The sequence below is a fragment of the Oceanobacillus sp. J11TS1 genome, from assembly GCF_018333215.1.
Lineage (GTDB): Bacteria > Bacillota > Bacilli > Bacillales > Amphibacillaceae > Oceanobacillus.
The window spans coordinates 84,522-104,291 of the sequence record NZ_BORO01000011.1; the positions used below are offsets into that span (position 1 = coordinate 84,522).

15 protein-coding genes and 2 pseudogenes are annotated in these 19,770 nt (G+C 37.9%); 5 read left to right on the top strand and 12 right to left on the bottom strand.

From position 1 onward, the window contains the following. Positions 1-79: 79 nt before the first annotated feature. The 4 genes from glgB to KI343_RS10635 form a co-directional block, all read right to left on the bottom strand. Entirely contained in the window at positions 80-2,008 is a 1,929-nt protein-coding gene (gene glgB / locus KI343_RS10620; RefSeq protein WP_212926397.1) for a 1,4-alpha-glucan branching protein GlgB, read from the bottom strand. 53 nt (positions 2,009-2,061) lie between these two features. Continuing rightward, the gene (locus KI343_RS10625; protein ID WP_212926398.1) at positions 2,062-3,795 is read right to left on the bottom strand and encodes a phospho-sugar mutase; all 1,734 of its coding nucleotides are present in this window, start codon (positions 3,793-3,795) and stop codon (positions 2,062-2,064) included. 752 nt (positions 3,796-4,547) lie between these two features. Further along, on the bottom strand, positions 4,548-5,750 hold the full coding sequence (locus KI343_RS10630; RefSeq protein ID WP_212926436.1) for an MFS transporter: 1,203 nt from the start codon (positions 5,748-5,750) through the stop codon (positions 4,548-4,550). Further along, positions 5,740-6,171, bottom strand: a complete 432-nt coding sequence (locus KI343_RS10635; RefSeq protein ID WP_212926399.1) for a MarR family winged helix-turn-helix transcriptional regulator — start codon at positions 6,169-6,171, stop codon at positions 5,740-5,742. Before KI343_RS10635 ends, KI343_RS10630 begins: the two co-directional genes overlap by 11 nt. A 411-nt stretch (positions 6,172-6,582) precedes the next feature. On the opposite strand from KI343_RS10635, the gene gpmA reads away from it, so the two are divergent. After that, complete coding sequence (gpmA, locus tag KI343_RS10640) at positions 6,583-7,278, top strand: 2,3-diphosphoglycerate-dependent phosphoglycerate mutase (RefSeq protein ID WP_212926400.1); 696 nt, start codon at positions 6,583-6,585, stop codon at positions 7,276-7,278. Between the two features lie 564 nt (positions 7,279-7,842). On the opposite strand, the pseudogene KI343_RS20125 reads toward gpmA, so the two are convergent. Then, positions 7,843-8,397 (bottom strand): annotated as a pseudogene (locus tag KI343_RS20125) (N-acetylmuramoyl-L-alanine amidase family protein); the annotation flags it as partial. Between the two features lie 310 nt (positions 8,398-8,707). Beyond that, positions 8,708-9,253: a TetR/AcrR family transcriptional regulator gene (locus KI343_RS10650; protein ID WP_212926402.1), complete on the bottom strand. Its 546-nt coding sequence runs from the start codon at positions 9,251-9,253 to the stop codon at positions 8,708-8,710. 163 nt (positions 9,254-9,416) lie between these two features. Between KI343_RS10650 and KI343_RS10655 the strand changes: the two genes are divergently transcribed. Continuing rightward, positions 9,417-10,328 (top strand): alpha/beta hydrolase, encoded by a 912-nt coding sequence (locus KI343_RS10655; protein ID WP_212926403.1) that lies wholly within the window; start codon positions 9,417-9,419, stop codon positions 10,326-10,328. Positions 10,329-10,483: 155 nt separating this feature from the next. Here the strand turns inward: KI343_RS10655 and KI343_RS10660 are convergent, their stop codons facing one another. From KI343_RS10660 to KI343_RS10675, 4 genes are all read right to left on the bottom strand, one after another. Next, positions 10,484-10,792, bottom strand: a complete 309-nt coding sequence (locus tag KI343_RS10660) for a PTS sugar transporter subunit IIB (RefSeq protein ID WP_212926404.1) — start codon at positions 10,790-10,792, stop codon at positions 10,484-10,486. A gap of 1 nt (position 10,793) precedes the next feature. Further along, entirely contained in the window at positions 10,794-11,129 is a 336-nt protein-coding gene (locus tag KI343_RS10665; protein ID WP_212926405.1) for a PTS lactose/cellobiose transporter subunit IIA, read from the bottom strand. Positions 11,130-11,131: 2 nt separating this feature from the next. Next, on the bottom strand, positions 11,132-12,421 hold the full coding sequence (locus KI343_RS10670; protein ID WP_212926406.1) for a PTS sugar transporter subunit IIC: 1,290 nt from the start codon (positions 12,419-12,421) through the stop codon (positions 11,132-11,134). A gap of 152 nt (positions 12,422-12,573) precedes the next feature. After that, the gene (locus KI343_RS10675) at positions 12,574-13,887 is read right to left on the bottom strand and encodes a 6-phospho-beta-glucosidase (protein ID WP_212926407.1); all 1,314 of its coding nucleotides are present in this window, start codon (positions 13,885-13,887) and stop codon (positions 12,574-12,576) included. Between the two features lie 331 nt (positions 13,888-14,218). Between KI343_RS10675 and KI343_RS10680 the strand changes: the two genes are divergently transcribed. Continuing rightward, positions 14,219-14,941, top strand: coding sequence for a GntR family transcriptional regulator (locus KI343_RS10680; RefSeq protein WP_212926408.1), 723 nt, complete (start codon positions 14,219-14,221; stop codon positions 14,939-14,941). Positions 14,942-15,121: 180 nt separating this feature from the next. Beyond that, positions 15,122-15,820, top strand: a complete 699-nt coding sequence (chbG, locus tag KI343_RS10685; protein WP_212926409.1) for a chitin disaccharide deacetylase — start codon at positions 15,122-15,124, stop codon at positions 15,818-15,820. 86 nt (positions 15,821-15,906) lie between these two features. Here the strand turns inward: chbG and KI343_RS10690 are convergent. Next, positions 15,907-16,937: pseudogene (locus tag KI343_RS10690) on the bottom strand (YdcF family protein). Positions 16,938-17,098: 161 nt separating this feature from the next. Here KI343_RS10690 and KI343_RS10695 point away from each other — a divergent pair. Then, the gene (locus KI343_RS10695; RefSeq protein ID WP_212926410.1) at positions 17,099-18,247 is read left to right on the top strand and encodes a CapA family protein; all 1,149 of its coding nucleotides are present in this window, start codon (positions 17,099-17,101) and stop codon (positions 18,245-18,247) included. A gap of 95 nt (positions 18,248-18,342) precedes the next feature. Here KI343_RS10695 and gnd read toward each other — a convergent pair whose 3' ends face one another. Further along, complete coding sequence (gnd, locus tag KI343_RS10700) at positions 18,343-19,740, bottom strand: decarboxylating NADP(+)-dependent phosphogluconate dehydrogenase (protein ID WP_212926411.1); 1,398 nt, start codon at positions 19,738-19,740, stop codon at positions 18,343-18,345. Positions 19,741-19,770: the final 30 nt, after the last annotated feature.

Sequence of the window (19,770 nt, forward strand, 5' to 3'; positions counted from 1 at the left end):
TGTTGCCAGCGCTTGATTTTTATGTTGACTTAAAAAATTAAGAAAGTGTTCTAAAAATCAAACTTTTTGTGTTACAAAATCATTTGGCAGTTGGACGCTTTCTTGGTATTTTTATGTTTTCTGGCTGTAAAATTAAAGCACCCAAAGCAGGAACGATGGTTTTGATGCAATAAGGATATTCTTTAAAAGGGACATCTTCTGTTTTACAATTTTCATTATGTTCCTCCCATGTCCCTCCAAATTCTTTCATTTCGGTATTCCATATTTCTTTGTAGCTTCCTTGATAAGGAACACCAATACAAAAATCTCTTCGCTCTACTGGTGTCATATTTAAAACAACAATCAGAAAATCATTTTTCTTCTTACTTTTTCGAATAAAACTAAGCACTGATTCGTCCCGATTGTCTGCATCTATAATCGAAATCGTATCAGCACTCTCTTCCAACTCCCATAATGCAGGCTGTTCTTTATAGAAGTGATTCAGACAGGATGTAAAATGCTGCATACTGCTGTTAAGCCCATCATCTAAATCCCGCCACTCCAGTCCTTCATCGTACTTCCACTCTAAAAATTGTCCCCATTCACTTCCCATGAATAAGAGTTTTTTACCAGGGTGAGTCATCATATACGTATATAAATTACGCAATTGCGAAAATTGTTTATATCGATCTCCCCATATTTTATGCATTAAGCTCTTTTTGCCATGCACAACCTCATCATGGGACAACGGCAGAATATAGTTTTCTTGCATCATATACATAAAGGAGAATGTAATTAAATTAAAATGATCTTTACGAAAAACGGGGTCCATCTCATAAAACCTAAGCACATCGTTCATCCAGCCCATATTCCATTTATAATCAAACCCAAGCGCACCTGTTTCCGTTAATCCTGTAATTTTGGTATCAGACGAACTCTCCTCTGCAATCATAATAGCTTCTGGATGAGCCAATTTGATAACTGCATTCAGCTTTTGCAAGAAATAATATCCTTCGTAGTTTCTATTTCCGCCTTCATGGTTCGGCTGCCAAGGTCCATCATCATAATCTAAATAAAGCATACTAGAAACCGCGTCCACACGAATCCCATCAATATGGTACATTTCCAGCCAAAATAGAGCACTCGAAATGAGAAAAGATTGGACTTCTGGTTTCCCTAGATCAAAATTGACAGAACCCCAACGGACATTCGCCGCCCGATCCGGATCCTGATATTCAAATTGAGCTGTCCCATCATACCTCGGGAGTGCGTCATCATTAATACAAAAATGACCAGGAACCCAATCTACAAATACACCGATATTGTTTCTATGGCATTCCTCCACAAAATCCTGAAATTCCTTCGGGGTACCATAATAAGAACTTAAAGCAAAGTAGCCAATTAGCTGATATCCCCACGATGCTCCCAAAGGATGTTCCATTAACGGCATAAATTCAATATGGGTGTACCCCATTTCCTTTACGTAAGGAATTAATTCTTCCTTTAAATCCGCAAAGGAATAGGGGGTTCCATCCTCGTGATGCTTCCAAGAGCTGGCATGGACCTCATAGATATTTATGGGACGTTTAAAGAAATTAGAACGCTTTTTCCTGCCAAACCATAGCCCATCTTTCCATTTTTTCTCTGGAACATGATGGATTACAGCTGCATTTCCAGGTCGCTTCTCAAATGCAATTGCAAATGGATCAATTTTAAAAACCTCTCTGCCATCAGCTTGACGTACTTTATATTTATATAAATCATTTTCTGCGGGTTTTGTTGTGAATACTTCCCAATAGCCATATTCTTCATTCTTTTGCATTGGCAAGGAATTATCCCAATTATTAAAGGTTCCTACAAGCCATATTTGTTGTGCGTTCGGGGCCCATACTCGAAAAACAAAACCTGTTTCCTCGTTCCGCTCCTCTTGGTGATATCCGAAAACATGTTGACTATAAAAATTTTCTCCCGTATGAAACCTTTTTATTGCATCTTCTGTTTCCAAATCCAAATACTCATTTGTTTGCATTCCTTCACCTCGCCACTCTTTCAAGCTTGTTCTGAGGAACTATTTCCCACTTTTTATTTTGTTACATTGGCCGTTTCAGATATAGCTGCTGAAAATACGTTTATTTTTTCTTCTGCTGCTTCATCGCTGTCCGCTTTTACACCAATATAGAACTTGATTTTAGGCTCCGTACCTGAAGGGCGGGCAGCTATCCAGCTCTCATCATCTAAAAAGTATTTTAATACATCTGAAGGTGGTGTATTTAACGCTGTTATAGAACCATCTGCATGTACTTTTTCTTGTGATTTATAATCTTCTGTCGCAACCACTTTTGTTCCTCCAAAAGATTTCGGTGATTCTTCACGTAACTGTTTCATTAAAGCAGCAATTTTCGCTGATCCTTCCAAACCGCTCATGGTTATAGAAATTGTTTTTTCCCGATAATAACCAAATTCTTTAAAAATACCTTGTAACGCATCATATAAACTTTGACCCTTTTGCTTGTAGAATGCAGCTACCTCAGCAATCAAAACGAGCGCTTGAATTGCATCTTTATCTCTGACAAAAGGTTTTACTAAATAGCCATAGCTCTCTTCAAAACCAAACATAAATGTTTGCGAAGCATCTTCCTGATACTGCTGAATTTTTTCAGCGATAAATTTAAAACCAGTAAGCACATCGACCATTTTTGTTTGATATTTTTCTGCAATAGCTGTAGACAGCTCACTTGAAACAATCGATTTCAATGCAACTGCATTTTCCGGCAACGTTCCTTCAACTTTTCGTGCTTTTAAAATATAATCTAACATTAGCGCCCCAATTTGATTCCCGGTTAATACTTTATAAGATTGATCAGGAAGTCTAACAGCAACACCTAGTCGATCAGCATCCGGATCCGTTGCTACAAGCAAATCAGCCTCTTCTTTCTCGCCTAAAGCAATCGCATATTCAAATGCAGAATGTTCTTCGGGATTAGGCGATTTAACTGTGGTGAAATCAGGATCAGCGACACTTTGCTCTTGAACAAAGGAAACCCCTGTAAAACCAGCCTGTTCCAAAGCTTTTTCCCCGAGCATTTTTCCAGCACCATGAAGCGGTGTAAAAACAAGCTTTAGATCTTTTCCTTCTCTAGAAACTAACTCTCTATTAATCGTTACGGTATCTACTTCTTGTAAGTAGGCTTTATCTACTTCTTCTCCAATTATCTTCAAAAGTCCTTTTTCTTTCGCTTCTTCCTCTGATAAAACTTCTATTTTCAATGGATTTTCAACAGAGCGAACATATTTTGTTAAAGCATCTGCATCTTTCGGCGGCATTTGTGCGCCGCTTTCTCCGTAGATTTTGTAACCATTATAGTTTGCAGGATTATGGGATGCAGTAATCATAATACCTGCAAATGTATTTAGATGTCTTACCGCAAAAGACAACTCAGGAGTTGGACGCAGCGATTCGAATACGTATGATGGAATCCCATGACGTGCAAGCGTCTTCGCTGCCTCTATAGCAAACTCAGGGGATTTATGCCTTGAGTCATAAGCAATTGCAACTCCTCTAGATTTCTTTTCTTCAGATTGACTGTCCATAAACCGGGCCAGCCCCTCTGTAGCCTGTCTCACAGTATAGTTGTTCATCCGATTAATTCCTGGACCTAATATACCCCGCATACCAGCAGTGCCAAATTCTAAAGGATGAGAGAAAGCATCTTCTAATTCAGATTCATTATTTGAGAGACTTTCTAATTCTGTTTTAAGCTCCTTATCCAAAGCTTTTTCATTCTTCCATTGTTCGTAGGTAGTTTGATATGACATAGACGTTCCTCCTTCAACATTCAACGCAGATGCATTACCTTCCTGCTATGTAAAAATAATCTTACTGCCTGCAAATAACTATATAAGTTGTTGTAAAGAATTACGCTTTTTTCACATGTATTAAATAATAGCAGCTGTCCTAAAAGAGGATGTTCAAAAAGCCTAGTAAAAATGACAATGCAAACTTTGAAACCCCTTTTATCAACTATTTGAACATACACTTATATAGATATTAAACAAAAAAACATCGCGTTAACCCCATCATATATATGGAATGGTTCGATGTTATAATAATAATAACACGTTGCGATGTTTACGTTCATAATAAGTACCTTTTAAATATACCATGTTTTCTCTCTTTAATTGTTACGAATTATAAACAAAATATTCTAAATTCTGAATCTATAAAAGCAGTTCAATTAAAATTAGAAAACGATTCTCTACTTAGCAGTAAGGAAATTAACTGCATTTATTATACTATAAATCCTTACATAATTATACAGTGAATTCAAGAAAAATGGATAAAAATTATACCTTTCTTCTTATAAATTAGGATTATTTACCTTATCTGACATAAGACGACTTTTTTCGATAGAAATGGAGTTTCTTATAGGGAGCCGCTTCAACGTGTTTCGGCAGGACGGTGAATCCTATTTAGAATTACACGACGCTTTCCGCAACATTGTCCAGATTAATAAAAAAACCAATTACTCCCAAAGCCAATGATAAGGCCTTGAGAGTTATTGATATCTTTATGATGCTGCTTGAGCTTTCTGTGACACAGCTTTATCTTTTTTGCCATGAAGAACGAAATATAGAGCTGCAGTAACAAATACAACAATACCTAACACGATATAAAGTGTGCTGTATCCAGTAATGGGTGCAATAAAGCCGAGCAGATATGGTCCAAAGCCTAATCCGCCATCTAAAAAGATAAAGAAAGTAGATGTCGCTAAGCCCATTCGATGTGTCGGTGTCAGTTTGACAGCAATAGCTTGTGTACAAGATTGCATATTACCAAAGCCAAGTCCGATTAATACACCAGCTAATAATAGAGTAAAGCCGCTATGCGCATTTCCTAAAACAAACATCCCGATAGTAAATAGGATAAATGCAGGGTACATCACCACATTTGCTCCTTTTAAATCCATTAAACGGCCGGTAAATGGACGGGAAAGCAACACAGCAATAGAATAAACAAGAAAGAATACACTTGCTGTACTTACTAGATCAAGCTCTATCGCATAAAAATTGAGGAAGGATAAGACGCTGGAATAGCATAAAGCTAAAATTAGCGTAATAATAGCAATTGGAACAGCTCTTGGCTCTACAAAATGGGAAATACGAAATCCTTTCACTTCTTTTTCTGTCTCAGCTTCTGTAATGGTTGGAATTTTTACGATAAAAGCGGTAAGAAAGCTGATAACACCTATCGCTAAACATAATCCAAATATCCCATTCATACTGGTATGCTGACTCATATATAAACCTACGAAAGGTCCTAAAGCTGTGGATAAGGTAGCACTCATACTATAATAACCAATACCTTCTCCTTTTCGCTCGTTGGGAATAATTTGCGCAACAATTGTACCTGTCGCTGTACTCGCAAATCCAAGTCCAATACCATGGATAAACCGATTAAACAGCAAAAATCCAATTCCGAAATTGAGGAAATAAAGAGCGGTCGCTAAGGTAAATAAAATAACCCCTATAAATAACGTCGTTTTCTGACCTAATTTATTTATGAAACGCCCAATTAGAAGACGACCTACCAAAGCCCCGACAATAAATATGCCGACAACTAAACCAGATTGACTGGGTGATGCATTAAATTCTTCTGCTGCATAGACCCCCATCACAACAACAAGCAAATAAAAAACAAGTGTTAATAAAAAATTAATTGCGGACACAATAATAAAATCTTTTGTCCATAACTTCGAACTACTACTCACTATATAACCCTTCTTTACTTTGAATATTATCTTGAATCTTTATTAAAAATTGAAAAGCATTTTGCTGCTCTTCTTCCGATAACCCTTTGGATATATGATGCTCCAAAGCTGTAATTTCTTTTCTGCATCGTTGATAAACACGTTTTCCTTCCGCAGTCAGTTCAATAATTTTTTCCCTGCGATTCGTACTAGGAACTTCCTTAACGAAACCTAATTCCTGCAAGCGATGAACCCGTCTTGTTATGCTCGGCTTCTCCACTTCATAAAAATTAGAAATATCGACAAGCGTTGATGTTCTCCCATCCTCTAAGTACACAATAACTTGCCATAAGGAATAGGATAGATGATATTTTTCCAACAGCTCATTTAAATGTTTCATTAACGACCGATAAATTTTTATATATTGCCGGAACAGCCCTTCCATTTTCTTCTCCCCTCAATTAATTACCTTGGTTAACTATTAACTTAGGTAACTATACAGGTCATTTAGCCTTTTGTCAATACCTTAAACTACTTCAATAAATATGAAAATTCTAAGATTGTACACCTGTACAAAAGGCGGACCATCATGGACCTTCTAAGTTACATTTTCGTTCTCTAAATCTGCTGCCAATGCTCTGTCTAAAATAAGTGTTCTAAATCGAATTAACTTAACATTTTCTGCACGCTCCATTCGTTTTAATATACCACCCTATTGTATTCTCTCATTTCTGCAAACAAGATATTTTTTCCTGTTTGTTTCATCTGTTAGATAGAAAACGTCTCTTCTTATTAGGTGTAAATAGGCTAGAAAAGGGAATATTATAGGTAAAATCGAAACAGTGAGGGATTATATATGAAGCTAGTATTAATTAGACACGGACAAAGTGAGTGGAATTTAGCCAATTTCTTTACCGGCTGGGCAGATGTGGATTTAACAGAGCATGGCGCTGCGGATGCAAAACATGCAGGACAGGCATTGAAGCACCACGGGTTTCAATTTGATGTTGCCTATACTTCTTATTTAAAAAGAGCAATTAAAACACTAAATTATGTATTAGAAGAAACAGATAGCTTATGGATTCCTGTTCATAAATCCTGGAAACTGAACGAGAGACATTATGGAGCACTGCAAGGATTAAACAAACAAGAAACAGCGGAAAAATACGGAGATGAACAAGTTCATATCTGGCGTCGCAGCTTTGATACTGCACCCCCTCTATTAGAAAAAGAAGATGAGCGTTATCCTGGCAAAGAACAAAAATATAAAGCATTATCAGAGGAAGAAATTCCTCTCGGAGAAAGCCTGGAAACAACAATTAAACGTGTTATTCCCTATTGGGAAGAAGAAATTAAACCAGTTGTAAAAGAGGGGAAAAGCGTTATTATCGCAGCACATGGAAATAGTTTAAGAGGCTTAATGAAATACCTTGAAAATATCAGCGATGAGGATATCGTTCATGTTTCTATTCCAACCGGGGTCCCGCTTGTTTATGAGTTAAATGACGATTTAAAGCCGGTCTCAAAATATTTCATCGATCAAGAAGAATAAGTAAAAACATCTCATAGAAACCATACTTATCATTTGGGGACTTTTTGAACATCCCCTATAAACAAAACTTCATTCAGCAAGATTATATCCTCTCCTGCTGAATGAAGTTTTATTTTACAATCTGCGTGCACCGGTCTCTGGTCCGATATAAATGTTGCGCCGTCCTCTTCCCGTTTGAATCGTCACGACATTCGGATAGGGCTCAGCTAAGATATCATAGGTTAGCCCACCAAAAGCTGCAGGAGTAAGACTCCAATCACTATTTTTCTTTACAGGTTTAACATTTAACCGATACGTTCGCCATGTGGATGCAGATGCGGGCAAATGAACACGTTTCGTTGATTTTGGAGCGGAGTTACTCGGAGATTTACCAGATTTTAATGCATTTAACAATCGTGTATTTTGCGCTGCGGTCCCGGTATAGTATTGAATACCGTAAGATTTAGCCAATTTAGCACGATTAGCAAAGCTCGAATCCTCTCCAATTGATTTCAAATAGTCGACAATGGAATGGGTTTCGTTTCCTGTTGAGGGACTTTTATTTCCCTGGTTACCGGAATTCCCTGAACTATTTTTAGACGGTAATTGGAATATCTTTGCAATGCCTCGCGCATGTCCAAGTGCAATTTGGTCTAAAAATGCATCTGATTTTAATTTAGCTGCATCGGTTGCATGATCGATAAAACCATTCTCTGTTAAAACTGCAGGCATCGTTGATTCGCGCAGCACATGGAAATTAGCTTGATTGCTGCCACGGTTTTGAAAGTCTACTTGCTTCATTATTTCTTCATGCATAATTTGTCGATATTGTGCTGTTGTCCCTCGATTGGAAAGACCGGAATAGATGTAATCCTCATAGCCGGTTCCTGCGCCAGCATTAATATGAATGGAAACAAAATAATCTGCTCCCCACCGGTTTGCACCATTGGTTCGTGCTGTAAGAGATAGCGTACGATCCGTCGTCCGGCTCATGCGAACTTGATGTCCCCGATAATTGTTATTCAAGATATTTCTCACTTTTAAAGCAATAGCCAGTGTTAAATGTTTTTCTTGCAACCCATTGCCTACTGCACCTGTATCACTTCCCCCATGACCAGGGTCTAAATAAATTTTCACCATACTTTATACCTCCTTACTTAAAATGTATTAAAAAAAGAGCTTGCCCGTATGGACGTGCTCCTTAAGGTATTTGCTGATTTTCTATTTTTGATAGTTTTTTGTCTTTATTTTATAGCCTTTCAATCAATAGATTAAATAAGATATTAATCTTACAAACATCCTTCTTTACTGAAAAAAACCCTATAAAATAAAACAGATAAGTAGTTTTTTATCCGCGTCTATTTTATAGGACACCGTTTAATCGACATGTTTCCCCCACCAGGTGGTAGCTTTCTTACTATTTTTTCTCTTGCATGTTGCGATTCATATTTTACAAATTCCTTTCTATCATATTTCCAACTTGTGCAGCGATGGTTTCTGTATCTCCTTCTACCTCTTCTAATACATACGATTCCAGAACTCCCATCACAGCTGTGCCAAGAAATTTTAAAACAATTTGCCGATCTATGTTTTGATTTAATGTTGATTTTTCCAGTTTTTTATCTACTTCTCTCATAATAAAAGTAAGTAATTTGTTGTGGAAAGAAATTCTGCTCGTTCCTTGAAATAAGGAAGCAAAGAAAGCTTTATGCTTTTCAAAATAATCAAACCAGATAATTGTCCCTTCAATCAGCCCTTTATCTCTCTTTTGATCACATATTTCTCCTAATTCCTCTAAATGCTCATCAACAATCTTATCCAGCAAATCGTATTTATCAATATAATGTAGGTAAAATGTTTTTCTGCTTAAATCTGCACGTTCCGTAATATCTTTTATCGTAATACTTTCAAATCCTTCTTCAAGCAGCATCTCTAGGAACGCTTTTCGAATTGCTTTCTGTGACTTCGCAATTCTTCTATCTATTTTTTTCGTCATGAATGATCACCTTTTCGTTTACATATTTGCAGGTTATGGGTATTAGTATACATATAAAACCAGATGGTTATTGCAACTTTTTCGTATAACCTTTACCATTTAGTTTACACGAGGGAATTAAGTAACTCAAGTGTACCTTAATTTATAAGGAGGAACTGATACGATGAAATTCACTAAAAAAGAAGTCAGCTTTCTATCTAACGGAGTTCAAGTAGCAGGAATTTTAAACACACCAGAAAACGCAAGTAAGGAAAACCCGGCGATTGTCTGTGTACATCCGGGAAGCAGCTGCAAAGAACAAACAGCAGGAATTTACGCAGAAAAATTTGCTGAGCGTGGTTACATCACTATTGTGTTTGATGCTTCCTACCAGGGAGAAAGTGGCGGAGAGCCTCGTTATGTGGAAGATCCATCCGCTCGTGTAGAAGATGTTCGCTCTGCAGTAGACTATTTAACAACTTTAGATAATGTGGATAACAATCGCATCGGTATTCTTGGTGTATGTGCCGGAGGAGGTTATGCAGCAAATGCTGCGATGACTGAAAAACGTATTAAAGCTGTCGGCGCTGTGGCAAGTGCTAACATTGGAAGAATATACCGTGAACAAAATCCAATCCAGACACTGGAACAAATCGGTGAGCAGCGTACTGCAGAAGCAAATGGTGCTGAACCTATGATTACACAATGGATTCCAAACAGTCAAGAAGAAAGAGAAGAGGCTGGCATCGATGATATCGATATTAAAGAAGCCATTGATTACTACAAAACTCCAAGAGGTCAGAGTCCAAATTCTCCAAACAAATTAAACTTTGTCAGCATGGAAAAAGTACTCGCATTCGATGCTTTCCATTTAGCAGATCAGCTGCTTACTCAGCCATTGCAAATTGTTGTCGGCAACGTAAAAGGCAGCTTTGGCTCTTACCATGATGGTCATGAACTTTATGAAAAAGCAGCGTCTAAAGATAAGGATATCCTTGTCCTTGACGGAGTAACGCACTATGATTTATATGACCAGCCGGAACCGGTCGGAAAAGCTGTTGATAAGCTGGAAGAATTCTATAAAAAATATCTTTAAAAGGATGTTCACAGCGTCCCAAATAATAAGCAACGAATTTCTGCGTTGATTTTCTTGCTTCTAACCTGGCTACGTTTGTGAATACGCACTTTAAATATTAAAAAACTCGTATCCGCCTTTTATTTAGCGGGTACGAGTTTTTTGCTTTGCTTATTTCAGTTTTCCCCATTTAAATCAATTGCCTGCTGCAGCACTTTATCTCCCTGCATCATTCCATAAGCCATCTGATCAATGACAGCGACTTTTACACCTTGTGGTTCCAGACTTTCTTTAATTTTACCTTCTAAATAACGAACTTGCGGTCCAACGAGAACAACCTGCAAACCTTCCAGTTGATTCTTCAGCTGCGATTCCGCTACCGCTTCAATATCTGCTTCAAAACCTTGTTTTTCAGCAGCTTCTATCATCTTCTTTACAAGCATTGATGTCGACATACCTGCTGAGCAAACTAAACGTATTTTCATATTATTTCTCCTCCAAGCGCTTTATTTTTTGATGCATATCTATCATTTCTACAGCTAAATCTTTTACTGTTAACGCATTCATTAAATGATCTTGTGCATGAATAAGAATCACAGAAAGCTCCGTCGTTTTCCCATTCGCCTCATCATGTAATAGATTTGTTTGCATATGATGCGCTTCTGTAAAAGCCTCATCAGCTGCCTCCATTTTCTGTGCCGCTTCCTCAAATCGACCGTTTTTAGCAAGCTGCAATGCTTCCATCGCATCTGACCTGGCATTCCCAGCATGTAAGATAATTTGAAAAGAAAGCATTTGCACTTCTTCTTTTGTCATTGTCATGATTACTGTCCTCCCATTTTCTCTTTCATCGCACGAACACCTGCCATAATGAACGGTACATATATAATAACCGCAACAGCTAAATTGATAAGTTGAAGAATAATCCCTCTGACGCTGCCCCCTGTTACTAAGTAACCGCTTAAAATTGGCGGAGTTGTCCATGGCAAGATAGCTACTGTTTTTGGCACAAGTCCTGTGGACAACGCGATATAAGAAATAACAGTTAGTGTTACTGGCACAAGAATGAACGGAATTAAGAAAATTGGGTTTAATACAATTGGCAGACCAAATATCACCGGCTCATTTATGTTAAAGAGTCCCGCTGGAGCAGACAATTTTGCGACTTCTCTATACGGATGATTCTTCTCTTTTCGTATAACAATAAAGATAGCAATCAATAACGCAATCGTTGTACCGGACCCTCCCATAAAGACAAAGGAATCCAAGAATGGTTTGGTAACAACATTTGGTACATCAAACGCGGACATCCCTTGTTGAAAGAGATTCGCATTTTGCTCAATTAGCGGCAGATAAACCGGCTCAATCACGGATCCAATAATATTTGTGCCGTGTAAACCGAAGAACCAAAGTAAATGATTTAAAAAAGAAACCACCAATGCTGCCGGCAACGTATTTCCAAGACCTTGCAGCGGCTCTTGGATTACATTAAAGATAACCTCAAACATACTGATTTCAACAAATACACTAATTAGTGCCTGGAACAAACCGACTAGCGCAAGAATAATCATTGCCGGGATTAAGGCAGCAAAAGAACGTGTTACGCCTTCTGGTACACCCTCGGGCATCTTAATGGTAATATTCGCTTTGACAAGCAGGCGAAATAATTCTGTTACAAGAAGTGCAAGAATAATAGCCACAAATAAACCTTGTGCCCCTAACCAAGCAAAGTTCAATCCCCAGTCCGCTGTTTCCGGTACTAGAATAATATAGGAAGCAATGGAAATTAAACCAGCCGACAGACCATCTAATTCATAGGTCTTAGCTAAATTATAAGCGATTGTGAATGAAATAAGTAGTCCAATAACTGCAAATGTTCCATTCCAAACACTTCCGCCTAACTTCTGCCAGTTTCCTTCCCCAAAAATATTGTTTAAAATCTTGACTAAATCGAAGCTGCCGAATGCAGGAAAATTATTAATTAATACAGCTAAGGAACCAATGATAATTAAAGGCATAATAGCTACAAATCCATCACGGATTGCAACTAAATGACGCTGTGAACCGATACGGCCAGCAACTTCAATGAATTTTTGCATAAATTTATTATTCATTTTTCCTTCCCCTATCTATTAAAATTGTGGTCGAACGAAACTTGAGTTAGTGGTGTTTTTCCCACTAAATCTTAGTTGAGTTAATCAGGAAATATAGCGTCTTTTTTCCTCTTTCTTATTTTGATATTTCGCCTCTATTCTTTATGGGAAAATTACGGACGCTTAAATTGTGGTAAGTAGTCTATATGTGCTTCTAAAAGTTCATCTAAAACAATTTTTGCTTTTTTCTCATCTTGAATCAAAGGATTTACTAAAAATGCATTATATGCATCCTCATAATCACCTGAAATACTTGCTTTAATTACGAGCTCTTCCATTGCTTTCATATTTTGAATCATTCCTCGCATCGGTGCGGGAATTTCACCAATCGAAATTGGTTTGGGACCATCCTTTGTAATGACGCAATTTGCTTCAATAACTGCATGATAAGGCAAATCAGAAATAGTACCATGGTTCCTAGTATTTACTGTTTGAATATCATTTCTATCATTATAAATCGAATCCATTAAACTGCAGGCAACTTGACTGTAAAAAGCTCCTCCGCGCTGTTCTAATTCCTTAGGTTTCTCCCTAAGACTTTCCTGTTTATACAGATTAAACAGAGACTCTTCTAATTCCTGAACAACTTCTGCACGTGTACCGTTTTCTGCATAAGCTTTTAAATCCTTTTCCAATACCATTTCTGATTGGAAGTAATATTGATGATATGGGTTCGGTAATAGCTTCGTAGATTTGATGAATATCTCTGACCAATCTAACGGCATAATGTTCGCTGGACTATAATCAAACTCTTTTTGGATCAGTTTTTGGAATACATCCTCTGTACGATCCTCGCCATCCACCAAAACACGGTCTCCAAATACAAAATGGTTTAACCCGATAAATCGAATCAATACATCCTCTGGAGGCACTTGCAATAATTCCGCTGTAGAATGACGCATATTAAATGGGATATTACATACACCAATTACTTTTTTATGTGCGGAATGGTTAAGTAATGCTTCTGTAACCATGCCTGCTGGATTTGTAAAATTAATCATCCATGCATCCGGACAAAGTTCGTGTACTTCTTCAGCTACTTCCATTAGCACTGGAATAGTTCGAAACGCTTTCATTATTCCGCCAGCACCATTTGTTTCTTGTCCAATCAACCCATGTTTTAACGGGATGCGTTCATCTTGCGCTCTAGCAACTAATCCGCCAACCCGCATCTGTGTTGATACAAAATCTGCTCCTTTTAAAGCATCTCTCCGATTCAACGTCCACGTTAATTTTATATCGACACCTGCTTCATCGATCATTCTATTTCCTAATTGACAAATTGTCTCTACTTTTTCTTTGCCCATTTCCACATCTACTAGAACAATCTCAGAGACTGGAAATGTAGGCTGCCTCTGAATGAGTCCTTCTAAAATTTCCGGAGTATAACTGGATCCTCCGCCGATAATTACTACTTTTAAAGACATAATTAATTGCTCCTTCAACCCTGTTTTGTAATCGCTTTTATTAATCTGTTTAAAATGTATCATACAAATTATTATTTGTCTATACGAATTTTCCGCAAAAAGTAATAACAATTGTTTTTTTTAGCATCGTCTTGTAAACTAGCATTATAAAAGAATCCATGTAATGGTGAATTTCTTACCAATAGGAAAGAATACGCTTACTGATTCTACCAGAAATAAGAGCGAAATAAGAGTTCTTCGTTTTTAGTCATATTCATTCTTTTATCCCTTGTCCTTTTATACTCAAAAGGGTATGATTTTTTTAAAGTGTCGCAAAAGGAGTACGGAGCTTATGGAAAAAAATCAATCGCTACACACCTACATCAAAGAGGAATTGTTACATCGTATTAAAACAAATCAATATCAGCCCGGAGAAAAAATCCCTCCTGAACTGGAATTATGCAAAAGCTTTAATGTAAGCCGTACCACCGTTCGTACTGCGTTAAACCAACTTACATTAGAAGGGTATTTAGTACGGCAGCAAGGCAGAGGCACATTTGTTGCGGATAAGAAAGTGAAACAAGCCCTATCACAGACAATCAGAAGGTATAGTGATCAGTTAGTCGATCAAGGGAAGCGTCCAGAAATTGAAGTATTAGACATCTCTGTGGTAGCTGCCAATGAGTTACTATCCACCCATTTAGGTGTTAACCTGCAGGATCCCATTCAACGTATTGAACGCGTCCGTAAAGCAAATGGGGAAACGACACAATACGAAGTTGCTTATGTTCCTTGGTCTGTTGCACCGGGAATCACAGCCGAACATGCTGGCAGTTCCCTCTATAAATCATTAGATGAGTTCTTCCATGTATGGATTGCGAAAACCTCAGAAAATATCGAAATAGCCATTGCAGACGAACAAATATGCAAATATTTAGAATGTGAACAAGGTCTTCCTTGTTTTTACATTGAAACACTGGCAGAGGATGAAAACGGAAAGAAAGTCGAATTCTCCCGCTCCTTCTTTCGAGGGGATAAGACAAACTTTTCTATTGAACGTACCTATTCTAAATAAAGTGAAACTTCCTTCAGTGAGGGTTTTCTTTCATCCCCCACTGAAGGTTAGTTGAACGAATCGGGCCGTTACTGGCTGTTAGATCTCCCATTTAGAAATATAATTTTTTACTCATTTCTTGAAGTGGGAGTCTTATAGCCAGTTACACTGTGATAAAAATTAAATATCAGGAGTGTTTTTATGAGAGTAGAAATAAATGCAGATGATTTCGGACTGACCAAAGGTGTTACAGATGGAATTATTCAAGCACATCAAGATGGATGTGTTACTTCAACCACTTTAATGATGAATGGTTTGGCAACCGATTATGCTATAGAAAAAGCAAAAGAAAACCCCGCATTAAAAGTCGGGATTCACCTTGTCCTAACCTGGGGAAGCCCCCTTCACTCATCTGTTCAAAATCTAGTAAACACAGATGGGACATTTAAGTTCACTAGCAGTTTCAATGATAATGATTTGGCAGCTCTGGAGATTTCCGAGATTGAACTAGAATGGCGTACGCAACTAGATGCTTTTTTAGCAACAGGGTTATCTCTTGACCACATTGATAGTCATCATCATGTTCATGGTTGGCCGCCTTTAAAAAATCTCGTTATCCAACTCGCAAAAGATTATGAGGTTCCTGTAAGATATGTTGATTCCTTAGCAGACCATCCAGAAATTTGTTGGACCGATAAAGTATGGTTAGGCTTTTACAAAAAAGGCGTCACCGATGATTTATTCGACGTCATCCAAAATGAAAAGGTATCATCTATTGAAGTAATGACGCATCCAGGCCGGGTGGATGAGGATTTAAGGACCATTAGCTCATACACGGATCCACGTGAGAATGAAATAGAAATTTTGAGCCGGATAAAGGTTCCTGACTGGGCAAAATAAGTTAAATAAAAAAGAAATCCAAACCATTCATATTCTAGCGAAAGAATTAATAATGGTTTGAATTTCTTTTTTTAGCAGATGCTTTCTTATGTGAACAAATAGCTAATAATCGTTAGAAGCAAAGCAAGGCCCATAATACAGCTCACAATCATGAAATGACGGCGGCGTCCCATAGCGACAACAGCAATATATTCCCTGACCATCGCATTCGGCCAATAATAAAATGCTGTTTTCGAACCAATACCTTGACTATCCAACCCTGCTTTTCTTGCATGAATCCCAAATGAAAATTATTCGTTGCAAAAATGCTCTGATAGGCTCCTTCTCCATTCATTTTATCCATGATTTTTTTGGAAAATAGCATATTTTCATAGGTGTTTACCGATTTGTCTTCTTTAATCGTGTCTTCGATCGGTATCCCTTTTTCTATCGCGTAGCTTTGCATCGCCTCTGCTTCAGAAAGTCCTTCATCTGGTCCCTGTCCACCGGAAAAGATAATTTTCGGTGGGGCAGTCACTTTTCTCTGTCGATAATAAAATGCAATTGCTTTATTAATTCTGCTTGCCAACAATGGAGGTACACGGTCATTGATCAACCCGCTCCCCAATACGATAATAAAATCTTGATTCCGCTTCGGACGACTCCATTGATTCAGTCCATATGCTGTTAAAAAGTTAAACATATGTAAAAAAACATAGATAACAACCAATCCTGCTCCTCCAAAAAGCGGCTGTACATAATCAGGGAAAAACCGTGTCGGATTGACCATATTAATAATTACTAATGTAAGTATACCTATGGCCATGATAAGTGTTAAGGAATTTCTGAACCGTTTTCCTTCCTTCTCCATTAACACTTTAGCATTGTAAAATAAACCAGCAATGAGTGCCAACACCCCAAACGGAATTAAGACAATAAGAAGTATCAATGGAAAAGCTAACACAACATATTGATAGGGACCGTCCACGTAGATAGAAAAGAAAACACAAAAGAAAAAGAATGTGATTAAAAAACTATTAAATAAAAGACCGTTAACTAATTTTCGCGGATCCCGCAAATAACTAATTAGAAAAAGGATAAAAAATAAAAGGGGGATGGAAGCAATAAAATATACCAAATGCACTCACCTCTTTCTAGCTGCTACAACAACCTTCTCTGCTACTAGGGAAGAAGGAGATTCTTTTATTATAAGCTTTTCCGTAGATCAAATCATTATTTGTTTCAAATTAGTTGTATGGTAGTATATAACCATACAACGAGAAAAGGAGGAGATTTTACATGCATAAACGAGTCTATTTCTTCATCATTCTCTTTCTTTTAACAGCATGTACACCCTCTACTAGTTCCAACATAAGCAGTTTGCATTCACAAAAAAACATCTCCTTAACCGAAAAGGAAACAGATTGGATTCGCCCTCAAATTACAATTTCCACAATTGGAGATATCTTAATCCACGATCGTGTCTATGACGATGCTTGGAACGGCGAAACATATAATTTCAAACCGATGCTTGCTGCAGTTGCGGATTATTTACGGGAAGCCGACATCACTGTTGCTAATCAAGAAACAATTATGGGCGGTGAATCTATAGGGCTATCAGGGTATCCCAATTTCAATAGCCCAGTCGAAATCGGGGACGCCTTACAAGATGCAGGGGTCGATCTTATCACCATGGCAAATAACCATACCTTAGATCGAGGCGAAGAAGCGATTCAAAATGCAATTGCTTATTATGAAGAAATCGGCATACCTTATACCGGAAGTTTCAAAAATACCGAAGACCAAGCTGAAATTAGAGTACTGGAAACAGATCAGGATATTTCTATTGCTTTTCTCAGCTATACATATGGAACAAACGGCATGGCCATACCAGAGGGAAAATCCTATCTCGTAAATCTGATTGATCGCAAACAGATAAAAGAGGAAGTGGAAAAAGCCGATGAGCTTGCAGATGTAACCATTGTCAGCCTGCATTTCGGCGTGGAGGAAGAACGAATGCCTGATCAGGAACAGAAAGATTTAGCACAATATGCTGCAGACCTTGGCGTTGATGTCGTAATTGGCCATCACCCTCATGTTCTCCAGCCGATCGAATGGCTGGAAGGAGAAGAAGGAAACCAAACATTAGTCGCCTATTCTTTAGGAAACTTTCTCTCCGGTCAATATGCGTTCTATAACCGTATTGGCGGTATATTTGAATTTGATTTGGTAAAGAAAGCAGATGAAGTAGTTGTTCAAAACCCTCGATTCCTGCCGACCTTTGTGGAGTTTGAAGAAGAAGGAGATGCCATATCAAATGTTCAAGTAGTTCCATTAGAACAGGAGTCAGAGGAGAAAATAGAGAATCTAGATGAAGTCTTATCTGAGATTTATGCGCATATGACGCAATGGATGCCCGAATTAGACTGGATAGCAAAATCTAATTAGCAGAAAAAGGGAGGATTTTCTTTACGAAGTATTCCTCCCTTTCCTAATTATGCAAGATTAAACTCTAACACACCCACAAAAACTCATCTGTCTCTTTACCACTCTGTATGAAAATTACCTTCTCTATCAATACGTTGATAGGTGTGCGCGCCAAAATAATCACGCTGTGCCTGAATTATATTTGCACCGCTTTTTGCAGATCGATAGCCATCATAATAAACTAAGGAAGCATTAAGGCACGGTAAAGCTAATCCCGTTTCCATCCCTTTGATAACTACTTTACGTAAAGCAGTTTGGGAGTTATTCAATACCGTTTTGAAAAATGGAGAGAAGAAGAGATTGGGCAATTCCTTATTTTCCTTAAAGGCATCGCTGATTTCATTTAAAATACCAGCACGAATAATACATCCTCCACGGAAAATCAATGCAATTTCATCTAAATGCAAATCCCAATTATATTGCTCAGATGCTTGTTTATACTGATAGAATCCTTGCGCATAAGTACAGATTTTCCCCATAAAGAGCGCTTGCCGAACCAGCTCAATCCATTCCTTCTTGTCAACTTCCTCTACTAATTGGTTTGGACCGGTCAATTCTTTTTCTGCAACCATGCGTTCTTCCTTTACAGTAGATAAAAATCGCATAAATACAGATTCTGTGATAATCGATAGGGAAACACCAATATCCAGTGCATTTTGGCTTGTCCATTTCCCGGTTCCTTTTTGACCTGATTTATCTAAAATCACATCTACCATAGGCTGGTTCGTCTCTTTATCAACATGTGTTAAAATATCGCTCGTAATTTCCAAAAGATAGCTTTCTAATTCGCCTCTATTCCATTCCTCAAAAATAGCTGCAATTTCTTTCACATCAAGATCTAGTCGATCGCGTAAAAATTGGTAGGCTTCTGTGATAAGCTGCATATCTGCATATTCAATCCCGTTATGCACCATTTTGACATAATGACCAGATCCTTCTTTGCCAAGATAAGAACAGCATGCCTTTCCATCTACTTGCGCTGCAATTTTTTCTAAAATAGGCGCAACCTGTTGATAAGCTTCTCTATCTCCGCTCGGCATGAGCGCAGGACCATTTAATGCACCCTCTTCTCCGCCGGAAACACCGACACTGATAAAATGGAATCCTTCTTCTTTTAAATTGCGATATCTTCGATTAGAATCCTCGAAATTGGAGTTTCCTCCATCCATGATAATATCTCCTTGGTCAAGCAATGGAAGAAGACTATCGATAACAGTATCGACAACCGCACCAGCTGTTACCATAAGAAATATTTTTCTTGGTTTTTCCAAGGAATTTACGAAGTTTTCTAGCTGGTAATGTGCTTCAATGTTCTCTCTTTGATATTTTGCTTGAAATGCATCCGTTAAATCCGGCGTGTAGTTATAAACTGCTACTTTTTCTCCCTTATTTTCCATGTTCAGGGCAAGATTCGCCCCCATGACACCTAAACCAAAAACACCAATTGAATTCATTTTTTTACCTTCTTTCCTTTAAACGTCCTC